We start from the raw sequence: 19,553 nt of genomic DNA on the forward strand, positions 1-19,553 counted from the left end.
ATTATGTCTTTATTCTATTTAATACCCCTTTTGCCATTCCTTGGTTTTGCTATTAACGGGTTAGCATTCCCAAAACTTAGTAAATCCGTAGCAGGAATCATAGGTACCATTCCTCCCCTGGTAGCCTTTGCTCTTTCCTTACAAATGTTCTTAAATTTCGACGGGAAAGCCCAAATTTATACCCTAGCTGAGTGGATTAAGGTGGGCTCCTTATCCATCCCATTTGAATTTCAAGTGGACCAACTGTCACTTTTGATGTTATTAATCATCACCGGAGTAGGTACACTTATCCACATCTATTCCATGGGATATATGTCTCACGATGCGGGTTTCGGGAAGTTTTTCGCCTTCTTAAATCTATTTGTATTCTTCATGTTGATTTTGGTTTTAGGGGCCAACTTCACCGTTTTGTTTATCGGATGGGAGGGCGTAGGTCTTTGTTCGTATCTACTAATCGGTTTTTGGAATCAGAAAAATAGCTATGGTGATGCTGCACGCAAGGCCTTTATTATGAACCGTATAGGTGACTTAGGTTTTTTAGTGGGCATTTTCCTATTAATTCAGAATTTCAATACTACAAATTACCAAAGCATATTTCAGGCCGTATCATCAGGTAATGTCCCTGAGAACATCGGATTAATTGCATTTTGTTTATTCATCGGTGCGATGGGTAAATCTGCTCAAATTCCATTGTTTACTTGGTTACCCGATGCGATGGCAGGTCCAACGCCCGTTTCAGCGTTAATTCACGCAGCCACGATGGTTACCGCCGGGATTTACATGGTTATTCGTGCCAATGTTATTTTCGAATTGAGTCCTGAGGTATTACATTTTGTAGGCTGGATTGGATTAGCAACTGCCTTATTGGGTGCGGCAATTGGTTTGTTTCAAAACGACATCAAAAAGGTGTTGGCATATTCAACCGTCTCGCAACTAGGCTATATGTTTATGGGCTTAGGGGCATCTGCTTACACGGCATCATTCTTTCATGTGATGACACATGCCTTCTTTAAGGCCTTGTTGTTTTTAGGAGCTGGTTCGGTTATCCATGCGATGTCGGATGAACAAGATATTCGGAAGATGGGAGGGTTAAAATCAAAAATGCCTATTACCTATTTTACCTTCTTATTGGGAACCATTGCCATAGCGGGTATTCCGCCATTTGCAGGTTTCTTCTCAAAAGATGAAATTTTAGCCCATCTTTATCATCATGATTTCGCGATGTGGTGTTTAGCTATCGTTGGATCAGCACTTACCTCATTTTACATGTTCCGTGTGTTTATTTTGACCTTCTTTGGTGATTTCCGAGGAACAGATGCGCAAGCTCATCACCTGCATGAGTCCCCATTAAGCATGACATTCCCGCTGATGGTATTGGCTATATTGTCTGTGATTGGTGGATTAATCAACTTGCCACATTTTGCGGGAGGCAATGAATTCCTAGCTCATTGGTTAGCGCCAATTTTACCTGAAACGGGAGAAGCTGCAGAAGTTTCATTAGTAAGCTTAGAAATGGGAGCACCATTATTGGCCGCATTTTTACCCGCATTTTTTGCTATTTATTTGTTTGGAATGCAGAAATCAGTTCCAGCATCAGATGAATCAATTAGCGGAATTCAAAAGCTTGTTTACAATAAATTCTATATCGATGAATTGTATGACTTCCTCATAGTTAAACCCATTACGGTTATCGGTAACTTCTGTTTCCAAGTTGTTGAATTTTTGGTGATTGACCTTATTGTGGAGGGCATAGGACGCATCGTCCAATATGCATCGACGGAATTGCGTAGAATACAAACAGGAAATGTAGGCTATTATATTTTCATCATGGTAATCTCCATTACGCTAATTATCGCAATAGGTTTAAGGACTTACATTTTGTAATTATTAATTGAACAAAAAGGCATGTTATTACTATTTATTTTACTTTTTCCGTTGGTTCTGGGTGCAGGCTTACTGCTAGTTAAACCCAGCAAACCTTTTGGTATTGCTCTTACGGGGTCTATCATTGAGGCTGTAGCAATAGCCTATGCCCTGGGTTCAGGAGAATCATCAGCCATGCAATATTCGCAGCCATGGTTACCTGAATTTGGAATTAGTTTTACCTTATGGATTGATGGAATCAATGGAGTGCTCCTTGGATTAACGGGATTATTAATCCCATTTATTGTAGCGTCAACAACCAATTCTGACAAAGCTGAAAATGCAGCTTATTTAGGCTTAATTCTCAGCATGCAAAGTGCTTTGTTGGGTGCGTTTTTAGCTAAAGATGCCTTTCTATTTTATTTCTTTTTTGAGGCATCGTTATTACCAATCTACTTTCTGGCGGCCCAATATGGTGGCGAAAATAGAACAGCGATTACCTTTAAGTTTTTTATCTATACGCTTTTTGGTTCTTTATTTTTATTGATTGCATTGATTTACGTGTATTTACGAACTTCGGGGCAAACCAATTCCGCAGATATCGAAACTTTATATTTAACGGCTCGAAACCTCAGTGCAGAACATCAAGGGTATTTATTTTTAGCGTTCTTTATTGCTTTCGCCATTAAAATGCCCGTTTTCCCATTCCATACTTGGCAACCTGATACTTATACAACCTCGCCTGTTCAAGGGAGTATGTTATTGGGTGGTATTATGTTAAAAATGGGGACCTACGGAATGATTCGCTTCGTAATTCCGATGTTCCCATTAGGCATTAGTCAGTGGGGATTAACGGTTTCGATATTATCCATCATTGGGATTATTTATGGTTCTGTTATTGCAATCCAACAAAAAGATGCGAAACGCCTGCTTGCCTATTCCTCTTTCGCACACGTAGGACTTATGGCAGCTGGGATAATGACACAAAGTGTTGACGGTATTCAAGGGGCCCTATACCAAATGCTATCACATGGCATCAACTTGGTAGGTCTCTTTTTTGTTATTGAAGTTATTGAGCGCAGAACGAAGACACGCGAGTTGGCCCAACTAGGTGGCATTACTCAATCTTCGTATCTATTAACGGTTGCCTTCATCGTTTTGAGCTTAGGTTCAGTTGCCTTGCCGCTGACGAATGGATTTATTGGGGAGTTTTTGCTATTAAAAAGCGTTTTCGATCAAGAAATGTATTTAGGTATATTAGCAGGAATCACCATTATTTTGGGAGCCGTTTATACGTTACGATTAATCCAAAAATCAATCTTCGGTAATGTTTCGAAGGTCACCAAAGACTTTGAAGATTTGGTGATAGGAGAAAAATTAGTATTAATACCCCTAATCCTCTTAGTAATATTGGGAGGTTTATTCCCACAATATGTGTTATCCTTTAGTGCGGCAAGTGTTGAAAAACTTGTTGACTTGTTAAACTAAGTGGAAATTTAAAAACAGCAAAGCAAACTTATGACAGCTATCATTGCTTTATCATTATTTGGAATCTCTAATCTATTTTTAGGTTTTTGGTTATCGCGTAAAATGATCCAAAAAATCACGATGTTATTCTTAGCCATAGGAATGGGACTTACCGTGATGGACTGGAATCATGAGTTTTTGTGGTTTGGGAATATGTTCCGCACCAACAATACGTCAATAAATTTCAGTCTTATCATTCAGTTAGCAGCATTTTTTGTAGTGGCATTTTCAAATGCCTTTGGTCAAGACGATGAACACACGCATCCGGCAGAATATTATGCACTCATGCTATTCTCCACAGTGGGAGCCATCATTATGGTTTCATTTGACCACTTAATGATGCTTTTTGTAGGTCTTGAAATTCTTTCTGTAGCCATGTACGTTTTAACAGGATCAGATAAACGAAATTTACGTTCTAATGAAGCTGCAATTAAATATTTCTTGATGGGTTCGTTTGCTACGGGAATATTATTGTTTGGAATGACCTTAGTTTATGGTGCAACGCGTTCGTTCTACATTTCAAACATGGCCAATGTTATCGCAGGCACAGCACCTGAATCTATACCTTCATTCTTGTATGCGGGTGTTTTACTTATGTTGGTAGGTATGTTATTTAAAGTATCTGCTGCCCCATTCCACTTCTGGACACCGGATGTATATGATGGCGCTCCTACAATCTTTACCATGTACATGTCCACGGTTGTAAAAACAGCTGGATTTGCAGCCATTTATCAGATTTTCGCAGGTATTTTTGGTGGGGTGTACACTACCTGGGTTTTCCCCGTGTATTTCATTAGTATGTTAACACTGGTTGTAGGTAATGTAACGGCAGTTTACCAACAGAGCGTCAAACGCATGTTGGCCTATTCAAGTATCTCGCACGCTGGCTATATGTTACTAACCGTATCAGCAAGACAAGCAACCTCAAACTCAACGATTTTATTTTACTCATTGGCATATACGTTAGCCACTTTAACAGCTTTTGCTGTATTCAAATTAGTCGCTGAGCATCAAGCTGGCCGAGTGGAAAAGCCAGAGAATTTTCAATCATTCGAGGGTCTTGCAAAGGAAAACCCTTATTTGGCATTCTGCTTTACCATTTCATTATTATCGCTTGCTGGGATTCCGTTAACTGCAGGTTTTTGGGGTAAATTCTTTGTCTTCACAGACGCATTCCATCGAAATATAATTTACCCAGTTATATTAGCGATCTTGATGTCAGCAGTAGGTATATATTATTATTTTAAAGGAATTATTTCAGTATATTTCAAGACTGGTGAAATCCAAAAAATCGAAATGAGTACATTGTATCAAGTTGCTTTAGGCATTACAACTTTGAGCACATTGGTCCTTGGCTTATTTCCTAATCTAGTTAAAAACCTATTTTAATTGAAGAAAAAATTAAACCTCTTTAATCAAAAGGATATAATTGCTTACTTCCTCATAGCTGGAACAGGAGCATTGATTCAATTAATATCTGGTGCTATATTGAAAGATTGGTTTCATTTATCTTATGAATCTACCATACTCCCCGCCTATTTTGTTTCCTTGGTAGCAGGCTTTATCATGACTAAGTTATTTGCGTTTGATGCAAGACAATCACAGCAAACAAGAAGGGAAATGATAAAGTTTATGATTGTTGCCACATTTTCAGGGTTTGTAACGTGGGGATTCAGTATACTTCCATACCATTTTATTCAATCGAGTTATGAGGATTTATTCATTCAAATTCCCTACTCCTACAAGAAAGTTAACGTTACCCAAATTAGTACTACCGTAAATGGCATGGGATTCAGTTTTGTATCAAACTACGTTTTACACAAAACCTTCACATTTAAAAGTAGTGGTTTTTACGACAGATTTAAAGATCTTATTAAGTAAATTGACCACCGACACATCACCAAGTATTAAATTTATCTTAATTTTTTAAGAAGTCTTACCGCTAAATCAATCAATAGGGCCACATTTTATAAAAAAAGAGACCAATTCTTAAAAAAATCTTAAAATTTTTAGGGTATTGTTTGCTATTAAAAAATAATCAAGTAGTTTTGTAGCTCAAACCTTAAAATATTACAAAAATGAAAAAAGTATTCGCTTTAGCTTTCGTTGCTGGTATGGTAACTTTAGCATCTTGTGGTGAGAAAAAAACTGAGGCAACTGCTGACACAACTGTTGTAGCTGATACAGCTACTGCAGCTCCTGCTGACACTGCTGCTGCTGGTGACACTGCTGCTGCTGGTGACACTGCTGCTGCTAAATAATTTTAGCCAGTCTCACAAAAAAAAGTCCTTCGCAAGCGAAGGACTTTTTTTATGCCCAAAATGAATAAAAATAAAAAAATAGAATCCTTTCTAGACCACTTTCCTCCCAAAGTGGCCGAATACTGTTTTAACCTTTGGAACGAGCTATCATTTGAATTCATTGTTTCAAAAAAAAGGGATAGCAAACTTGGGGATTTTCGCTTTGCCCCAAATAAAGGTTTTCAAATTACAGTCAACCACAATTTAAACCCCTATGCCTTTCTCGTTACTTATTTACACGAAGTAGCCCATTTAATTACCTATCAAAAACACAAGAACGCTGTAAATCCACATGGTCAAGAATGGAAGGATGCTTTTCTTGAAGTATTTGACCCACTTTTAGATCCTGAATTATTACCATCCGATGTAGTAAAAGTACTCAAGGCTTACCTGTTGAATCCCGTCGCTACTTCGAATGGCTATACGCCGCTGGTAGAGGTACTAAAAAAATATGACCCAGCAGAGGAAGCGGTATTATTGCTTTTCAATTTGCCAGAGGGGACAATATTCCAATTAAAAAACCTCCGATTGCAGAAAGGTAAACTTCGTAGAACCCGTTACATTTGTCAAGAAGTTCATACTGGTAAATTATACCTCGTTGCAAAAAATGCGCATGTCCAACTTATTGAAATGCAAGCCTAAATTTCTCCGGATGATGTTCGGGTTGATTTTGATTTCAATAGGAACCTATAGTCAAAATAGCTCCCCCCTACAACAAGGTAAATGGATTAAGGTGGCGGTAACCCAGCCCGGTTTTTACCACATCAACCCTGCTTGGTTTGCTAAAAATAAAATAAGCCCCCCAAAACCCGAGTCCATTTGTATTTATGGCAGTCAAAGTGGCATGATAAATGCTAGGGACATTGAAAATCCGGGGACGCTTAAAGCAATTCCAGCCTTCTATCAAAATAGCAAATCAGTCGATTGGGACATTATGTTTTTTGGTGATGGCCCGCATTCACTCAAACAAAATGCAGTTTGGGAGCAAGAAACAAATCGATATGTTGATACAAGCTTCTATTTCATTCAAATTGATGCGGCCAAAACGAATCCAATCGAAGAAATCCTTAATAAAACAGCAGTAACTCCATATGTCCCCTTCGCATGGTCTCTCAAACACTATGAGCCAGAAACATTCAACCTCTTACAATCAGGTCGAATTTGGTTAGGGGATGCTTTTTATGGTTCTTCGAATAAATTCCTTCAGTATTCGCTACCGGATTATTTCGATGGCAAACCAGCACACATTCAATTAAAACTATATGCAAGTAGCACGGGACCAAGCACTTTCTCAATCCCAAGTTTAGCAAAATCCATTACGATAGACCCTATACCCGGTGGGCGCTACGATATTAAAGCAAGGAGTCAAACGATTAGCACTAGGCTCACACCTACATTAACCAATAAAAATTGGAGTTTCCCGATTCAATTTCAAACCTCAGGCGGTACTGGGTATATTGACTACATTAGCTTTTTGTATCCAAAGTCATTTGATGCTAAACATGCAAACCCCTTGTATTTACTGCCAAATTCGAAGGATTCGACACTAAATATTTCGATTGCCAATTTAACTGCTAGCCAACAGATCTGGATTAATAATGGCGGGACACTTTGGAAAAAAATGGCCAATAATTTACCATTCCAATATGTGTTTAAATCCAATAGCCAGCTTGCTATAGCCGACCCAAATTCAGCTAGTGAACCCAGCTTTTGCGGGAATGTTAGCAATCAAAATCTAATCGACACGCCAGCCGAAACAGAATTAATAGTTTTGTCGGCCCCCGCACTTCAAGCCGCTGCTATAAAACTTGCACGCTACAAAACAGAAAAAAGAAACATAAAATCAATAAGCATCAGCACAAGTGCCATTTACAATGAATTTAGCGGAGGAAAGCAAGATGTAACAGCCATTCGAAATTTTATTCGAAATCAATTTCAAAAAAGCGGATCCAAACTCCGTTATATCTTATTATTAGGGGACGCATCCATAGACTACAAAGGGCTAGGAACCATATCAACGGCAATTGAAAAAAGTTGCTTTGTCCCAACATACCAAAGTCAAGAATCTTTCCAACCATTATTAAGCTACGCTTCCGATGATTATTATGGAATAGTAGGCGAAAGGTCCGGTGACTGGGAAGAAGGATTTTTGCAAAACAACTATTCTATGGAAGTGGCAATAGGGCGCATTCCAGTAAAAAATCCGCAAGAGGCCAATATGTTCATTAATAAATTAATGGACTACGAAGCTCAATCACGCTCTGTGCTTCCACAGTTGGCTTGGGTTTCTGATGATGGAGATGCCAACATTCACATGCAAGACGGAGAAGATTTTTCGAGTACGCTTGAAAATGCGTTATTTCCGGGCCAACAGCATAAAGTATACCTTGACCAATACCCAATGCAACAAGTAAATGGGGCCTATTCAAGTCCAATCGGAACACAAGCAGTATTGAGCTTGTTCAATGAAAAAGCTGATTTTATACACTACATGGGGCATGGATCCGAAAGTGGATGGGCAGACGAAAAACTACTCACTACAAATGACCTCCTAAATCTAAAGAACAATAAACACCTCCCTATTTTACTAACCGCCACATGTCAATTTGGACGTTTTGATGACCCCAATATTTTATCCGGTGGAGAAGTTGGTTTATTATCGGACCAAGGCGGTGTCATTGCATTAATTAGTACAACAAGACCCGTTTTTCAAAGTAGCAATTATTTATTTGGCCAGGCATTTTACCAGGCCCTTCTCAAGAATAAAGAGCGCACAAGCTATAGATTAGGCGATTTATTTAAAGATGCCAAAAACCAAAGTCAAAGTGGCGTTATCAATCGAAATATTCAGTTGCTAGGTGACCCAACCTTGGCATTGCCGTGGTCGGCAGAAACCTTGCAACTAGAAGTGGACTCGATTCAACAACAAATCATAATAAAGGGCATCAAAACAAAAGATGAACCAGTGAATATCCATTTACATCGCATGAGTGATGTACAGAAAACGTTGGGAACTAAAAATGATGCTTTTCAATATCAAACGATGAGCCCCATTATTTGGAAATTAACCGGATCAAGTTCCAGCTCGCCAGTGAGGCTTAGTCTAAAAAATCTGCCAAATTTAACACGTAATCAGCGATACCAAATACAGGTTTCTTCAAAAACCGCATCAGCCGCTACATCTATTAATTCTTGGCATAATAAACAGGCATCGGACCAAATAGGACCGGGAATAAGAATTGAATTACCTGAAGAAAACATTCAAAAGAGCAGCCCCAATCCTTGGGTTGTTGTAACAGTAACAGATTCATCTGGACTAAAATGGCAAAGTGCCACAGGGAAGACGGCTAGTGCAATGCTGGATGATAGCATTAAAATCGATTTAGCTCCAATAGCAATGACAACCAACAATTCTTCTAAAGTAGCGAAAGCGCGATTCCAATTAAAATCCCTAGCCAAAGGGAATCATAAAATTCAAGTAATTTGTTGGGATACCTACAATAATCAAGCCGAGGCATCGTTAACATTTCAGGTTAGTATGGAAGATGAAAATTCTATACTTGGTAGAGTTTATCCAAATCCATTAGGAAAAACTTTTCATTTTGTATTCGAACAGAAAAAACCTTGGAATACAATGCCATTTGAGCTTCAGTTAATTAACCTACAAGGGCAAATATTAGTACGAAAAACTGGATTAAGTAGATACCAAGACAATGAAAACGGAATCATAGAATTTGACTGGAATGATGATGAATTAATGCGGTTGAATCAGCCACTTATACTTCAAATTTTTCTACAAGATGAGATAGAAAAGAAAAATAAAGTATTCCGAATCAAAACAAGTGCACTAAAATAAGTTTTATTTTTTTTACCTTTAAAACATTCAATATCCTAAAAATTGTCTATTTTTGAATTTAGATTCTCAGAATAGAAAGACTCTCTTATAATTAATATACAATGACAAAGAATTATTCAATTTTCCACAAAGCGCTATTTACAGCAATTACTGTATGCATCGGTACAGTCGCTTATGGCCAAACATTGGTTTCTGGAAATTTAAATCCTGGAAGAATTCCAACGCCAACTATGTTATTTTTAAACGTTGCACCGGACTCTCGATCAGCTGCTATGGGTGAAGCAGGAGCTGCTATCTCAGCCGATGTCAATGCGATTTATTGGAATCCTGCAAAATTAGCTAGTGCTGATAAAGATTTAGGATTTACCATTTCTTATGCCCCTTGGTTAAGAAATTTAACAAATGACATGGCGTTGTACAGTATTGCCGGATACAAAAAAACCTCCAAAGATCAAGCTTTTGGTTTTTCCATCAACTATTTTGATCAAGGACTTTTTCAAGCAACATCTACGAATGGGTCAAGCATGGGTAATTTTAATTCGAAAGAATATGCTTTGTCTTTGACGCATGCAAGAAAGCTTTCCAATGCGCTATCATTGGGGGTTAACTTAAAATATATTAACTCAAATTTATTGGGGAATTACCAAGGTACTTCAAGTACTGGCGTTGCTATGAAGCCCGCTCAAACGGTGGCAGCTGACATCGCATTGTACTGGAATACAAATTCAGAAAAGAATTGGAAATATACGTACGGATTAGTTCTTTCGAATCTTTCAGGTAAAGTTTCCTATGGTGGAGCTGAGAAGAATTTCATTCCTACCAACTTGCGTGCTGGGGTAGCGGCGGTAAAAGACATCGATGATAAAAATCGATTCACATTTACATTAGATTTCAATAAATTAATGGTGCCTACGCCACAATCTATTGATGCAGCTGGAAATAAAGTAGGTACAGATCCAACGACAACGTCGGCAATAGGCGGAATCTTCGGTTCATTATTTGACGCACCAGACGGTTTTGGTGAGGAATTGAAAGAAGTTACTACTTCTATAGGAGCTGAATACTTATTCAACAACACATTTGCCGTTCGTGGTGGATATTTCAATGAGAGCGAGATGAAAGGAAATCGTAAATACTTTACGATGGGTGTTGGTTTCAAACTAGATCAAAAATATGGTTTTGACTTTGCTTACTTGATACCAACAGGAACAAGTAGCCCATTAGCAAATACTTTACGTGTAACATTATTGGCAGCAATCAATAATGATAACGGAAAAAGATAATTAAACAGTTTTCTTGTTTGACAAATGACATTCCCTTTGGAATGTCATTTGTTTTATATTCCCCTTTATGCTGAATCGTTCCATAGCCCCGATAGCCTATCCCATTGAGCTAATCAAATTTCCAGAGGTCAGGTCAACAAGTCTTTCCAATGGCATTGAAATTCAGTCGTTGGCTTTAGGTGAGCAAGCGGTATTCAAACTTGAATTCACTGTTGCAGGGGGTGCCTGCAAGGCAGAAAAAGCGGGTATAGCTAGCCTAACAAGTTCCCTGATGAAAAGAGGAACAAGTCGACGCGATGCAACAAAGATTCATCAACTTTTCGACTACTATGGAGCTTTTTGGGATGTTCAAACAAATCTAGATTATGCAACTTTTGTGCTATACGGCTTACGTAAACATTTAGAATCCTTATTACCCTATGTGCTCGAAATCATACAAGAAGCAAACTTTCCAAGAGAAGAATTCGAAAAAGAAATAGCAATAGAGATTCAGAAAAATAAACTCAATTGGCAAAAAACTGCTTTCTCGGCCAGCCAATTACTTCGTCAAGAACTGTTTAGTAAGGATACTTATGGACGCGTATCCACCCAGGAAAGCATTGAAGCAATCGGCCACGCTGATGTAGTTAACTTTCATACAAACCACTGGTTAAAAGGAATGCCACAAATTTTCCTTTCGGGGAGTATTGGTAAGGCTGAAATTGAAGCAGTCCAAAAAACATTTGAACAGATTTCGACGAGTCAAACTGATCCGTCTATACCATATCTATCTCAAGGATTTAATCCAAAAGTCACACGCGATTACCGAGAAAATGCATTACAATCATCCATACGAATGGGCATGGTTTCAGTGACGCGAAGCAACCCTGATTATTTTAAATTTAGTGTCTTAAATACGTTATTGGGTGGCTTCTTTGGCTCACGTTTACAAAAAAATATTCGGGAAGAAAAAGGCTTTACCTATGGTATTTCCTCCTCCATTGTTCCCCTGCGACGCGCAGGATATTGGGTAGTAGGCACTGATGTGAATAATGCAAATGTGGACGAAACCTGTGAGGAAATCCGCAAAGAAATGCGACGACTACAAACCGAGCGAGTAGGTCAAGAAGAACTAGACCTAGTAAAAAACTACTTAATGGGAAGTTTTACTGGTGAATTAACACAAGCATTTGATATCGCAGAAAAAATTAAAGTAATACAGTTGGAAAATCTGCCATTGGATTTTTATGATCAGTTCCAAACACAGATATTACAATGTACCTCAGAAGATTTGTTGGCGCTAGCAAATAAATACCTAGATCCAACAAACCTTCATGAAGTCATCGTGGGAGGCCGTTAGAAACGAGCTAAGTCCCTAAATTCATTAACACGACCTTCTAAATCTTGGTCGGTGATTTCAAGCAATCGTTCAGTTCCAAATTTTTCAACACAGAAAGATGCCATGGCAGAACCATATACAATTGCTTTGCGCATATTCTCAAACGATGTATCATCTGTTTTGGCTAAATAGCCAATAAATCCTCCTACAAAAGTATCCCCAGCCCCGGTTGGGTCAAAGACCTCTTCTAATGGTAAAGCTGGGCAATAAAACATATCTTGATTTTGGAATAACAAGGCCCCATGCTCTCCTTTCTTAATAATTAAGGTTTTAGGCCCCATTGCCATAATTAGTTTTGCTGCAGTACGCAAAGAGTACTGCTCAGAAAGTTGGCGAGCCTCCTCATCATTAATACAAAGCACATCCACCATTTTTAACACGCGTTTCAAATCATCCATGGCAACATCCATCCAGAAATTCATGGTATCCATGACAATTAACTTGGGACGCTTCGTCAAGCCTTCAATCGCCTCTATTTGTACCTGAGGCGTCAAATTCCCTAACATTAGGTATTCGCAATCTTGGTATGATGCAGGAATTTCTGGTTTGAAATTCGCCAATACATTCAAGTCGGTCACCAAGGTATCCCGCGAATTCATATTATTATGGTATTTCCCAGCCCAGAAAAATGACTTTTCTCCTTGCTTGATTTGAAGGCCATCCAAATTAATTCCTTTCGAAGTTAAGGTATCCATATAGGCTTGAGGAAAATCATCGCCTACTACAGCGACAACATTGACCTTAGGCAGGAAAAAAGCCGATGATAAAGCGATATAGGTACAAGATCCCCCAATGATTTTATCAGTTTTGCCATAAGGCGTTTCTAAAGCATCGAACGCAACCGTTCCAATTGTTAATAAGCTCATGTTCAAGTATTTAACCAACCTTCGGACAACGACTAAATGGCTGGTCTGGATTAAAAAATAAACGATAGGTAATAAAAGTTTTTTCGTTGGTGGCGCCAAGCTGGGAGACAAAACGCAACATTTTCGGATTAAAGTCTCCCACCCAATTCATATCCATGGTTTCATAGGCATAAAATGGATTTTCACGGGCAGCCGTACGGAAACGTAAAGCAATGGCAGATTCGACACCTTTACCTTGGTGATCAGGCACAACACCAAAAATCACACCACAGGCACGCGTTAATGCTCCTCGCATTTTTAACAATAAAAACTTAACCATCCCCCACCAGTTCAATCGGCCATTTAAATGCTTAATAATTTGATTCAAGTCGGGAATAACAATAAAAAAAGCTACCGGGTCACCCTCTTTTGTATACGCAAACCAGAGCAATTCTTCATCTATGATTGGCTTCATTGTCTTCACCAGTCGCTGAGCCTGTTCTGAACTCATTTCTTTCACGCCCGGAAACTTCGCCCACGCGGCATTAAAAATAACCTTAAAATCCTCGGCATATTTAGCAAGATTCGATTTTTCAATATGACGAAAAACGTAGTCTGGATTCTGATAGATGCGATTTGCCTTCTCTTCAATGGCTGGTGTTACATTCGCTCCCGTAATTGAAGAGACATAAACATACTGCTGAAAGTAATCTTGGAACCCATATTTTTCAAAGAAATCAATGTAATAGGGTTTCGTCCAAGGCATTTTATAGGTAGGTTCATACTCCCAGCCTTTTACCATCAATCCCCAAAAACTATCTCTTTCCCCAAAATTAATAGGTCCGTCCATCCCTTGCATGCCTTTGGAAATCAACCAAGTCTTACATGAATCGAATAGCATATATGCAGCGCGCTCATCCTCAATACACTCAAAAAATCCCATTCCTCCAACGGGAACTTCATCTTTACTTTGCTCATAAAATGCGGCAACACGTCCAATCGCCTCACCTTCCGCATCAAACAATACCCAGCGAATTGCTTCCCCGTGCTTAAAGTGTCCATTCTTTTTTGGATCAAAAACAGCTGTTACATCATTATCAAGCGGTCGAATCCAATTTGAATCAGACGCATAAAGACGAACAGGGAATTGCAAAAAAATACGTTGAAGCGATTTATCCTCGCCTACCTCCTTTAGCAGCATGTAATGATTGATTTCAAAAAACACACAAAGATAACACAATCTGAAAAGAATCGCTTGAAATTGTCAAAATGCTAAGTTTGGTGAATTAAAAGAATCAGCGTAATTTTAATTCCCTTTTGAGGACTCTACAAAAGCACCTACGATTCATGCAGCCGTTAAAAATATACAATACACTCAGCCGAGAAAAAGAGCTGTTTACCCCCATCAATGCGCCACATGTGGGGCTTTATGTTTGCGGTCCTACGGTCTACAATTTCGTTCATTTAGGAAATCTAAGAACCTTCACATCTTTTGATATTTTACACCGCTACTTGAAATTCATTGGATATCAGGTTCGCTATGTACGTAATATCACCGATGTAGGCCACTTAGTAGGTGATGGAGATGAGGGCGAGGATAAAATTGGCAAGATGGCCAAATTGGAAAAATTAGAACCCATGGAAATTGTTCAGCGCTATACGAACGATTTTCATGATGTATTGACACAATTTAATTTGCTACCTCCAAGCATTGAACCTACGGCTACTGGACATATCGTTGAACAGATTGAAACAACGAAAATTCTATTGAACAAAGGTCTCGCCTACGAATCAAATGGCTCTATCTATTTTGATATCGAAACCTATAATAAACAAGGCGGCGATTATGGACATTTATCTGGCAGGGTACTAGATGATTTATTGACAGAAACACGTGACTTAGATGGTGTTGGCGAGAAAAGAAGTCCGTTGGATTTTGCACTTTGGAAAAAAGCATCTCCTGAACATATTATGCGATGGCCGTCTCCTTGGGGCGATGGATTTCCCGGATGGCATTTAGAATGTACGTGCATGAGCCATAAATATTTAGGGGATACATTTGACATTCACGGAGGAGGAATGGACCTAAAATTCCCGCACCATGAATGTGAAATAGCCCAAGCAAAAGCTGCTCATGGACATGCGCCTGTGCGTTATTGGATGCATACAAATATGCTGACAGTCAATGGTCAAAAAATGAGCAAATCGCTCGGAAACTCCTTTTTACCGAGCGAATTAATTGCTGGCGATCATCCATTATTGGAGCAAGCCTACAGTCCGATGACTGTTCGCTTCTTTATGCTGCAGTCTCAATACAGAAGTACCCTAGACTTCTCCAATGAAGCATTAAAAGCCGCTCAAAAAGGCTATAAACGCATCGCCAATGGGTTACGCATCATTAAAGGCATGGACTACGAAACAGAAGCCAATGAGGCAATCGATGCCGTACAAGTAGCGGAAATTGATGCGGCAATCCAAGGTTGTTTTGATGGAATGAATGATGATTTGAATACGGCAGTAACAATTTCACACGTATTTACGTTATTAAAAAAGATAAATCAATTGCACACGGGGCAGTTGGCTTATGGGCAATTAGGTAAAATAGCTTTTGATCGCTTGAAGACCACGTATGTTGACTTTTTAGAACGCGTTTTAGGACTCCGAGAGGAGTTCCCCGCAAATCAAGAAGCATTAATCAAGGGGCTATTGAGCCTATATGCCAACTTCAAGGAAAAGCGAGAATATGAAAAAGTTGACGAAATCCGTGCTAGTTTCAAAGCCATGGGATTATTGGTCAAGGATATGAAAAACCGGATAGATTGGGCTTACGAAGAATAAAACTATGTTTAGAAACTTATCACCAACGGTACGAAATTTAATTTTCATCAATGTGGCCATTTATTTGGCTAGTGGCTTTTTGCCTCAAGATTTGTTAAGTCTGCATTATTTTCAGGCAAAAGATTTCAATATCTTTCAAGTTGTTACTTACATGTTCATACATTCAAGCTTCATGCACCTATTGGGGAACATGTTTGGCTTGTTTATGTTTGGATCATTACTAGAGCGCATGTGGGGTGCGAAACGCTTTCTGTTTTTTTATTTTTTTTGTGGAATAGGGGCTGGATTGCTTTATATGGGGATTCAACATTTCGTAGATTTTGCTGATTTTCGCCGAGCAACAGAAATCGTTTTGAGTGACCCGAGTTCTGTACATTTATATGATTATGCACAACACTATCAAGTTATAGCATTACCCGATGGAAATGTTAATGTTGATTGGGCACGGGAGAACTATGCAGAGTATGTAAATAGGAGCCAGTTAGCTGGTGCTTCTGGGGCAATTTTTGGAATCTTAATGGCATTTGGCTATTTATTCCCTAATTCTGAAATGTATCTTTTTCCGTTCCCCATTGCCATAAAAGCTAAATATTTTGTTAGCTGCTATGGATTATATGAATTATATCAAGGAACAGTACAGGATCCTCAAGACAATGTAGCCCATTTTGCTCATATAGGGGGCATGATTTTTGCGGTGATTCTTTTAATGATTTGGAAATCAAAACGCAATCACTTCTATTGATATGCGCGGATTTTGGCAAGATATTCAACGCATACTACAGCAACCTGAGCAGGGATTACTGAAGATCATTGTGCTGAATAGCTCGATCTTTGTTTTGCTAATGCTTTTCCGCCTAATTAGTATCCTTTCTGGAAATGCCCAGGTTTATGAAAATTTGATTGAAAGCTTAACGCTTTCCTCGAGTCTAAGCACAACCTTACAAGCTCCATGGACCCTAATTAGTTACTTTTTTGTACATGTCGAAATCTTTCACTTGGCATTCAACATGATGTTCTTGTATTGGTTTGGCTTAATTCTTCAAGAAGTTTTAGGGAATCAAAGAAGCGTCCGATTATATTTTGTAGGCGGAATCGTAGGGGCTTTAGCGTTTTTGATTGCATACAATAGCATAGGCTACTATCAATCACAGGGCATTTCGTTTCTTTTAGGGGCTTCCGGTGGTGTATTTGCTATAGTCGTTGCTGCCGCCACGCTGCGACCCAATTATGAAGTTCATTTATTCTTGATTGGACCTGTTCGAATTAAATTCATCGCAGGATTTTATATGCTTTGGTCGATCTTGGAAACGGTGGGGGCCAATGCCGGTGGAAACATCGCACACCTCGGCGGAGCCTTAAGTGGATTTTGCATAGCCCATTTATTTGAACATCCTATTCAAATTTCATGGCTAAAGAAAAAAGAAAAAATATTTATTGATGCCTCTTTGACGCGAGAATCATCCCGGCGCAAACAAGCTGAAAACATCGAAGAGGAAGAGATAAACCAAATTTTAGATAAAATTTCGAAGTCGGGATACGACAGCCTAAGCAAGACAGAAAAAAGAAGATTGTTCAAAGCGAGTCAAAAAAATGAGTAAGCCTCAAAAACATTTTTACCTTTGCATTGTTTTTCTTTCACTTGAATAAATTATTTGTGTCAACTCAATTCCCAGCAGGACCTTTACTAAGCAAGATTCAGGCACCCGCCGATCTTCGCCTTTTAAAATCCAATCAGCTTCCAGCTGTTTGCAAAGAATTGCGTCAATACATAATTGATCATGTTTCCGTCAATGGAGGGCATTTCGGTGCATCACTTGGCGTAACGGAATTAACCGTAGCCTTGCATTATGTATTCAATACGCCTTACGACCAACTCGTTTGGGATGTAGGACATCAGGCATACGGGCACAAGATTTTAACAGGCCGCCAAAGTGTTTTTCATACCAATCGTTTATTGGGCGGAATTAGCGGTTTTCCAAAACGTTCCGAAAGCGAATATGACACATTTGGTGTGGGACACTCTTCCACCTCCATATCGGCGGCACTTGGGATGGCTGTAGCCTCTCGGTATAAAAAAGAATTTGACCGTCAGCATATTGCTGTTATTGGAGACGGCTCCATGACGGCAGGCATGGCCTTCGAGGCGATGAACCATGCTGGTGACATTCCCAATAACATGATTATCATTTTAAATGATAATTGCATGGCCATTGACCCCAATGTAGGAGCTTTAAAGGAATACCTTACCGATATCACAACATCACATACCTACAATAAGGTTAAAGATGACGTTTGGAATTTATTGGGCAAAATGTCCACCTTTGGAAAATCGGCACAAGAAATTGTATCAAAAATAGAGAATGGACTAAAAGCAACCTTGCTCAAGCAAAGTAATTTATTCGAGTCATTCAACCTGCGCTATTTTGGTCCGATTGATGGACATGACGTTGAATATTTGGCAACCGTTTTGCGTGATTTAAAAGATATCCCAGGTCCTAAAATTTTGCATTGTGTAACCACAAAAGGGAAAGGATATTCCTTAGCAGAAAAAGACCAAACGCTGTGGCATGCACCAGGAAAGTTCGATAAGATTACCGGCGAGATTGAAAAGAAAACCTATGACAATCCTCAAGCGCCCAAATACCAGGAAGTTTTTGGTCATACCCTGTTAGAGCTAGCAGAAAAAAACCCTAAAATAATGGGTATTACGCCTGCTATGCCGTCCGGGTCTTCCATGAATATCATGATGGCTGCTATGCCAGACCGTGCGTTTGATGTGGGTATCGCAGAACAACATGCCGTTACATTCTCCGCAGGCTTAGCTACGCAAGGCCTAACGGTATTTTGTAATATTTACAGTTCATTCATGCAACGAGGTTACGACCAAGTGGTCCATGATGTATGCTTACAAAAGCTTCCCGTTATTTTCTGTCTAGATCGAGCAGGTTTAGCTGGCGCTGATGGCCCAACCCATCATGGAAATTTAGATATTGCCATGATGCGCTGCGTGCCTAATATGATTGTGGCTGCACCGCGCAATGAACAAGAATTACGAAATATGATGTATACGGCCTCCTTAGATTCTTTCAAGGAGCGTGGCGAAGCCATCAGCATTCGTTATCCGAGAGGCCAAGGTGTAATGCCTGCATGGCGTACAGATTTTGAAAAACTCGAAATAGGAAAAGGAATTCAACTCAAAAAAGGTAATGATATAGCCATTTTAAGCCTTGGGCATATTGGTAATGAAGCGCTAAAAGCCGCCGAAGAACTTGCTAATCATGGTATTGATGCAGCAGTCTTTGATATGCGCTTCGCTAAACCTTTGGACGAAAGCATGTTACATGCAATTTTTGCTCAATATTCCCATATTTTAACTGTTGAAGACGCATCTATCATTGGTGGATTTGGTTCAGCTATAGCTGAATTCATGGTAGATCATCAATATCAAGCTAACATCGTCCGACTTGGAATCCCTGACCACATTGTAGAGCATGGCGAACAAAGTGAACTTTATGCCCTATGCGGTATCGATTCCGATGGAATTGCACAAAAAATAGCTCAACAAATAGGCTCAAAAGCGGGTGTTAATGTATCAAGAGCCCTGATTCAATAAATTCGCTTCCGTTGATTTTAAATCAATTAGCACTTTTCAAAGAAATTATC

The 19,553-nt window shown here is 39.2% G+C and carries 15 protein-coding genes; 13 read left to right on the top strand and 2 right to left on the bottom strand.

What is annotated here, in order from left to right:
* Positions 1–3: 3 nt before the first annotated feature.
* The 9 genes from nuoL (at position 4) to ACIQZ2_RS04380 (ending at position 12,168) form a co-directional block, all read left to right on the top strand.
* Positions 4–1,884, top strand: a complete 1,881-nt coding sequence (gene nuoL, locus ACIQZ2_RS04340; RefSeq protein ID WP_395767616.1) for an NADH-quinone oxidoreductase subunit L — start codon at positions 4–6, stop codon at positions 1,882–1,884.
* Between the two features lie 21 nt (positions 1,885–1,905).
* A complete protein-coding gene (locus tag ACIQZ2_RS04345; RefSeq protein WP_395767617.1) occupies positions 1,906–3,351 on the top strand; it encodes a NuoM family protein in 1,446 nt (481 codons plus the stop codon).
* A gap of 30 nt (positions 3,352–3,381) precedes the next feature.
* Positions 3,382–4,779, top strand: coding sequence for an NADH-quinone oxidoreductase subunit N (locus ACIQZ2_RS04350; protein WP_395767618.1), 1,398 nt, complete (start codon positions 3,382–3,384; stop codon positions 4,777–4,779).
* Positions 4,780–5,271 carry a GtrA family protein gene (locus ACIQZ2_RS04355; protein ID WP_395767619.1) on the top strand — a complete coding sequence of 164 codons (492 nt, stop codon included), beginning with the start codon at positions 4,780–4,782 and terminating at the stop codon, positions 5,269–5,271. It abuts the gene before it with no gap.
* Between the two features lie 233 nt (positions 5,272–5,504).
* Complete coding sequence (locus tag ACIQZ2_RS04360) at positions 5,505–5,651, top strand: hypothetical protein (RefSeq protein WP_395767620.1); 147 nt, start codon at positions 5,505–5,507, stop codon at positions 5,649–5,651.
* A gap of 60 nt (positions 5,652–5,711) precedes the next feature.
* On the top strand, positions 5,712–6,332 hold the full coding sequence (locus tag ACIQZ2_RS04365; RefSeq protein ID WP_395767621.1) for a SprT-like domain-containing protein: 621 nt from the start codon (positions 5,712–5,714) through the stop codon (positions 6,330–6,332).
* Complete coding sequence (porU, locus tag ACIQZ2_RS04370) at positions 6,304–9,546, top strand: type IX secretion system sortase PorU (protein ID WP_395767622.1); 3,243 nt, start codon at positions 6,304–6,306, stop codon at positions 9,544–9,546. Before ACIQZ2_RS04365 ends, porU begins: the two co-directional genes overlap by 29 nt.
* A 101-nt stretch (positions 9,547–9,647) precedes the next feature.
* Positions 9,648–10,829, top strand: a complete 1,182-nt coding sequence (porV, locus tag ACIQZ2_RS04375; protein ID WP_395767623.1) for a type IX secretion system outer membrane channel protein PorV — start codon at positions 9,648–9,650, stop codon at positions 10,827–10,829.
* A gap of 67 nt (positions 10,830–10,896) precedes the next feature.
* Positions 10,897–12,168, top strand: a complete 1,272-nt coding sequence (locus ACIQZ2_RS04380) for a M16 family metallopeptidase (protein ID WP_395767624.1) — start codon at positions 10,897–10,899, stop codon at positions 12,166–12,168.
* Here ACIQZ2_RS04380 and ACIQZ2_RS04385 read toward each other — a convergent pair.
* Positions 12,165–13,073 carry a PfkB family carbohydrate kinase gene (locus tag ACIQZ2_RS04385; protein WP_395767625.1) on the bottom strand — a complete coding sequence of 303 codons (909 nt, stop codon included), beginning with the start codon at positions 13,071–13,073 and terminating at the stop codon, positions 12,165–12,167. The two genes, ACIQZ2_RS04380 and ACIQZ2_RS04385, sit on opposite strands and share 4 nt — an antisense overlap.
* 10 nt (positions 13,074–13,083) lie before the next feature.
* A complete protein-coding gene (locus tag ACIQZ2_RS04390) occupies positions 13,084–14,253 on the bottom strand; it encodes a hypothetical protein (RefSeq protein WP_395767626.1) in 1,170 nt (389 codons plus the stop codon).
* Positions 14,254–14,399: 146 nt separating this feature from the next.
* On the opposite strand from ACIQZ2_RS04390, the gene cysS reads away from it, so the two are divergent.
* The 4 genes from cysS to dxs are packed head-to-tail and all read left to right on the top strand — an operon-like array spanning position 14,400 to position 19,503.
* Positions 14,400–15,890, top strand: a complete 1,491-nt coding sequence (gene cysS, locus ACIQZ2_RS04395; protein ID WP_395767627.1) for a cysteine--tRNA ligase — start codon at positions 14,400–14,402, stop codon at positions 15,888–15,890.
* A gap of 4 nt (positions 15,891–15,894) precedes the next feature.
* A complete protein-coding gene (locus tag ACIQZ2_RS04400) occupies positions 15,895–16,632 on the top strand; it encodes a rhomboid family intramembrane serine protease (protein WP_395767628.1) in 738 nt (245 codons plus the stop codon).
* Between the two features lies 1 nt (position 16,633).
* Positions 16,634–17,488 carry a rhomboid family intramembrane serine protease gene (locus ACIQZ2_RS04405; protein WP_395767629.1) on the top strand — a complete coding sequence of 285 codons (855 nt, stop codon included), beginning with the start codon at positions 16,634–16,636 and terminating at the stop codon, positions 17,486–17,488.
* A 41-nt stretch (positions 17,489–17,529) separates the two neighbouring features.
* Positions 17,530–19,503 (top strand): 1-deoxy-D-xylulose-5-phosphate synthase, encoded by a 1,974-nt coding sequence (gene dxs / locus ACIQZ2_RS04410; protein ID WP_395767630.1) that lies wholly within the window; start codon positions 17,530–17,532, stop codon positions 19,501–19,503.
* The last annotated feature ends 50 nt before the right edge of the window (positions 19,504–19,553 follow it).

It is taken from the genome of Aquirufa sp. (assembly GCF_044342065.1).
Lineage (GTDB): Bacteria > Bacteroidota > Bacteroidia > Cytophagales > Spirosomataceae > Aquirufa.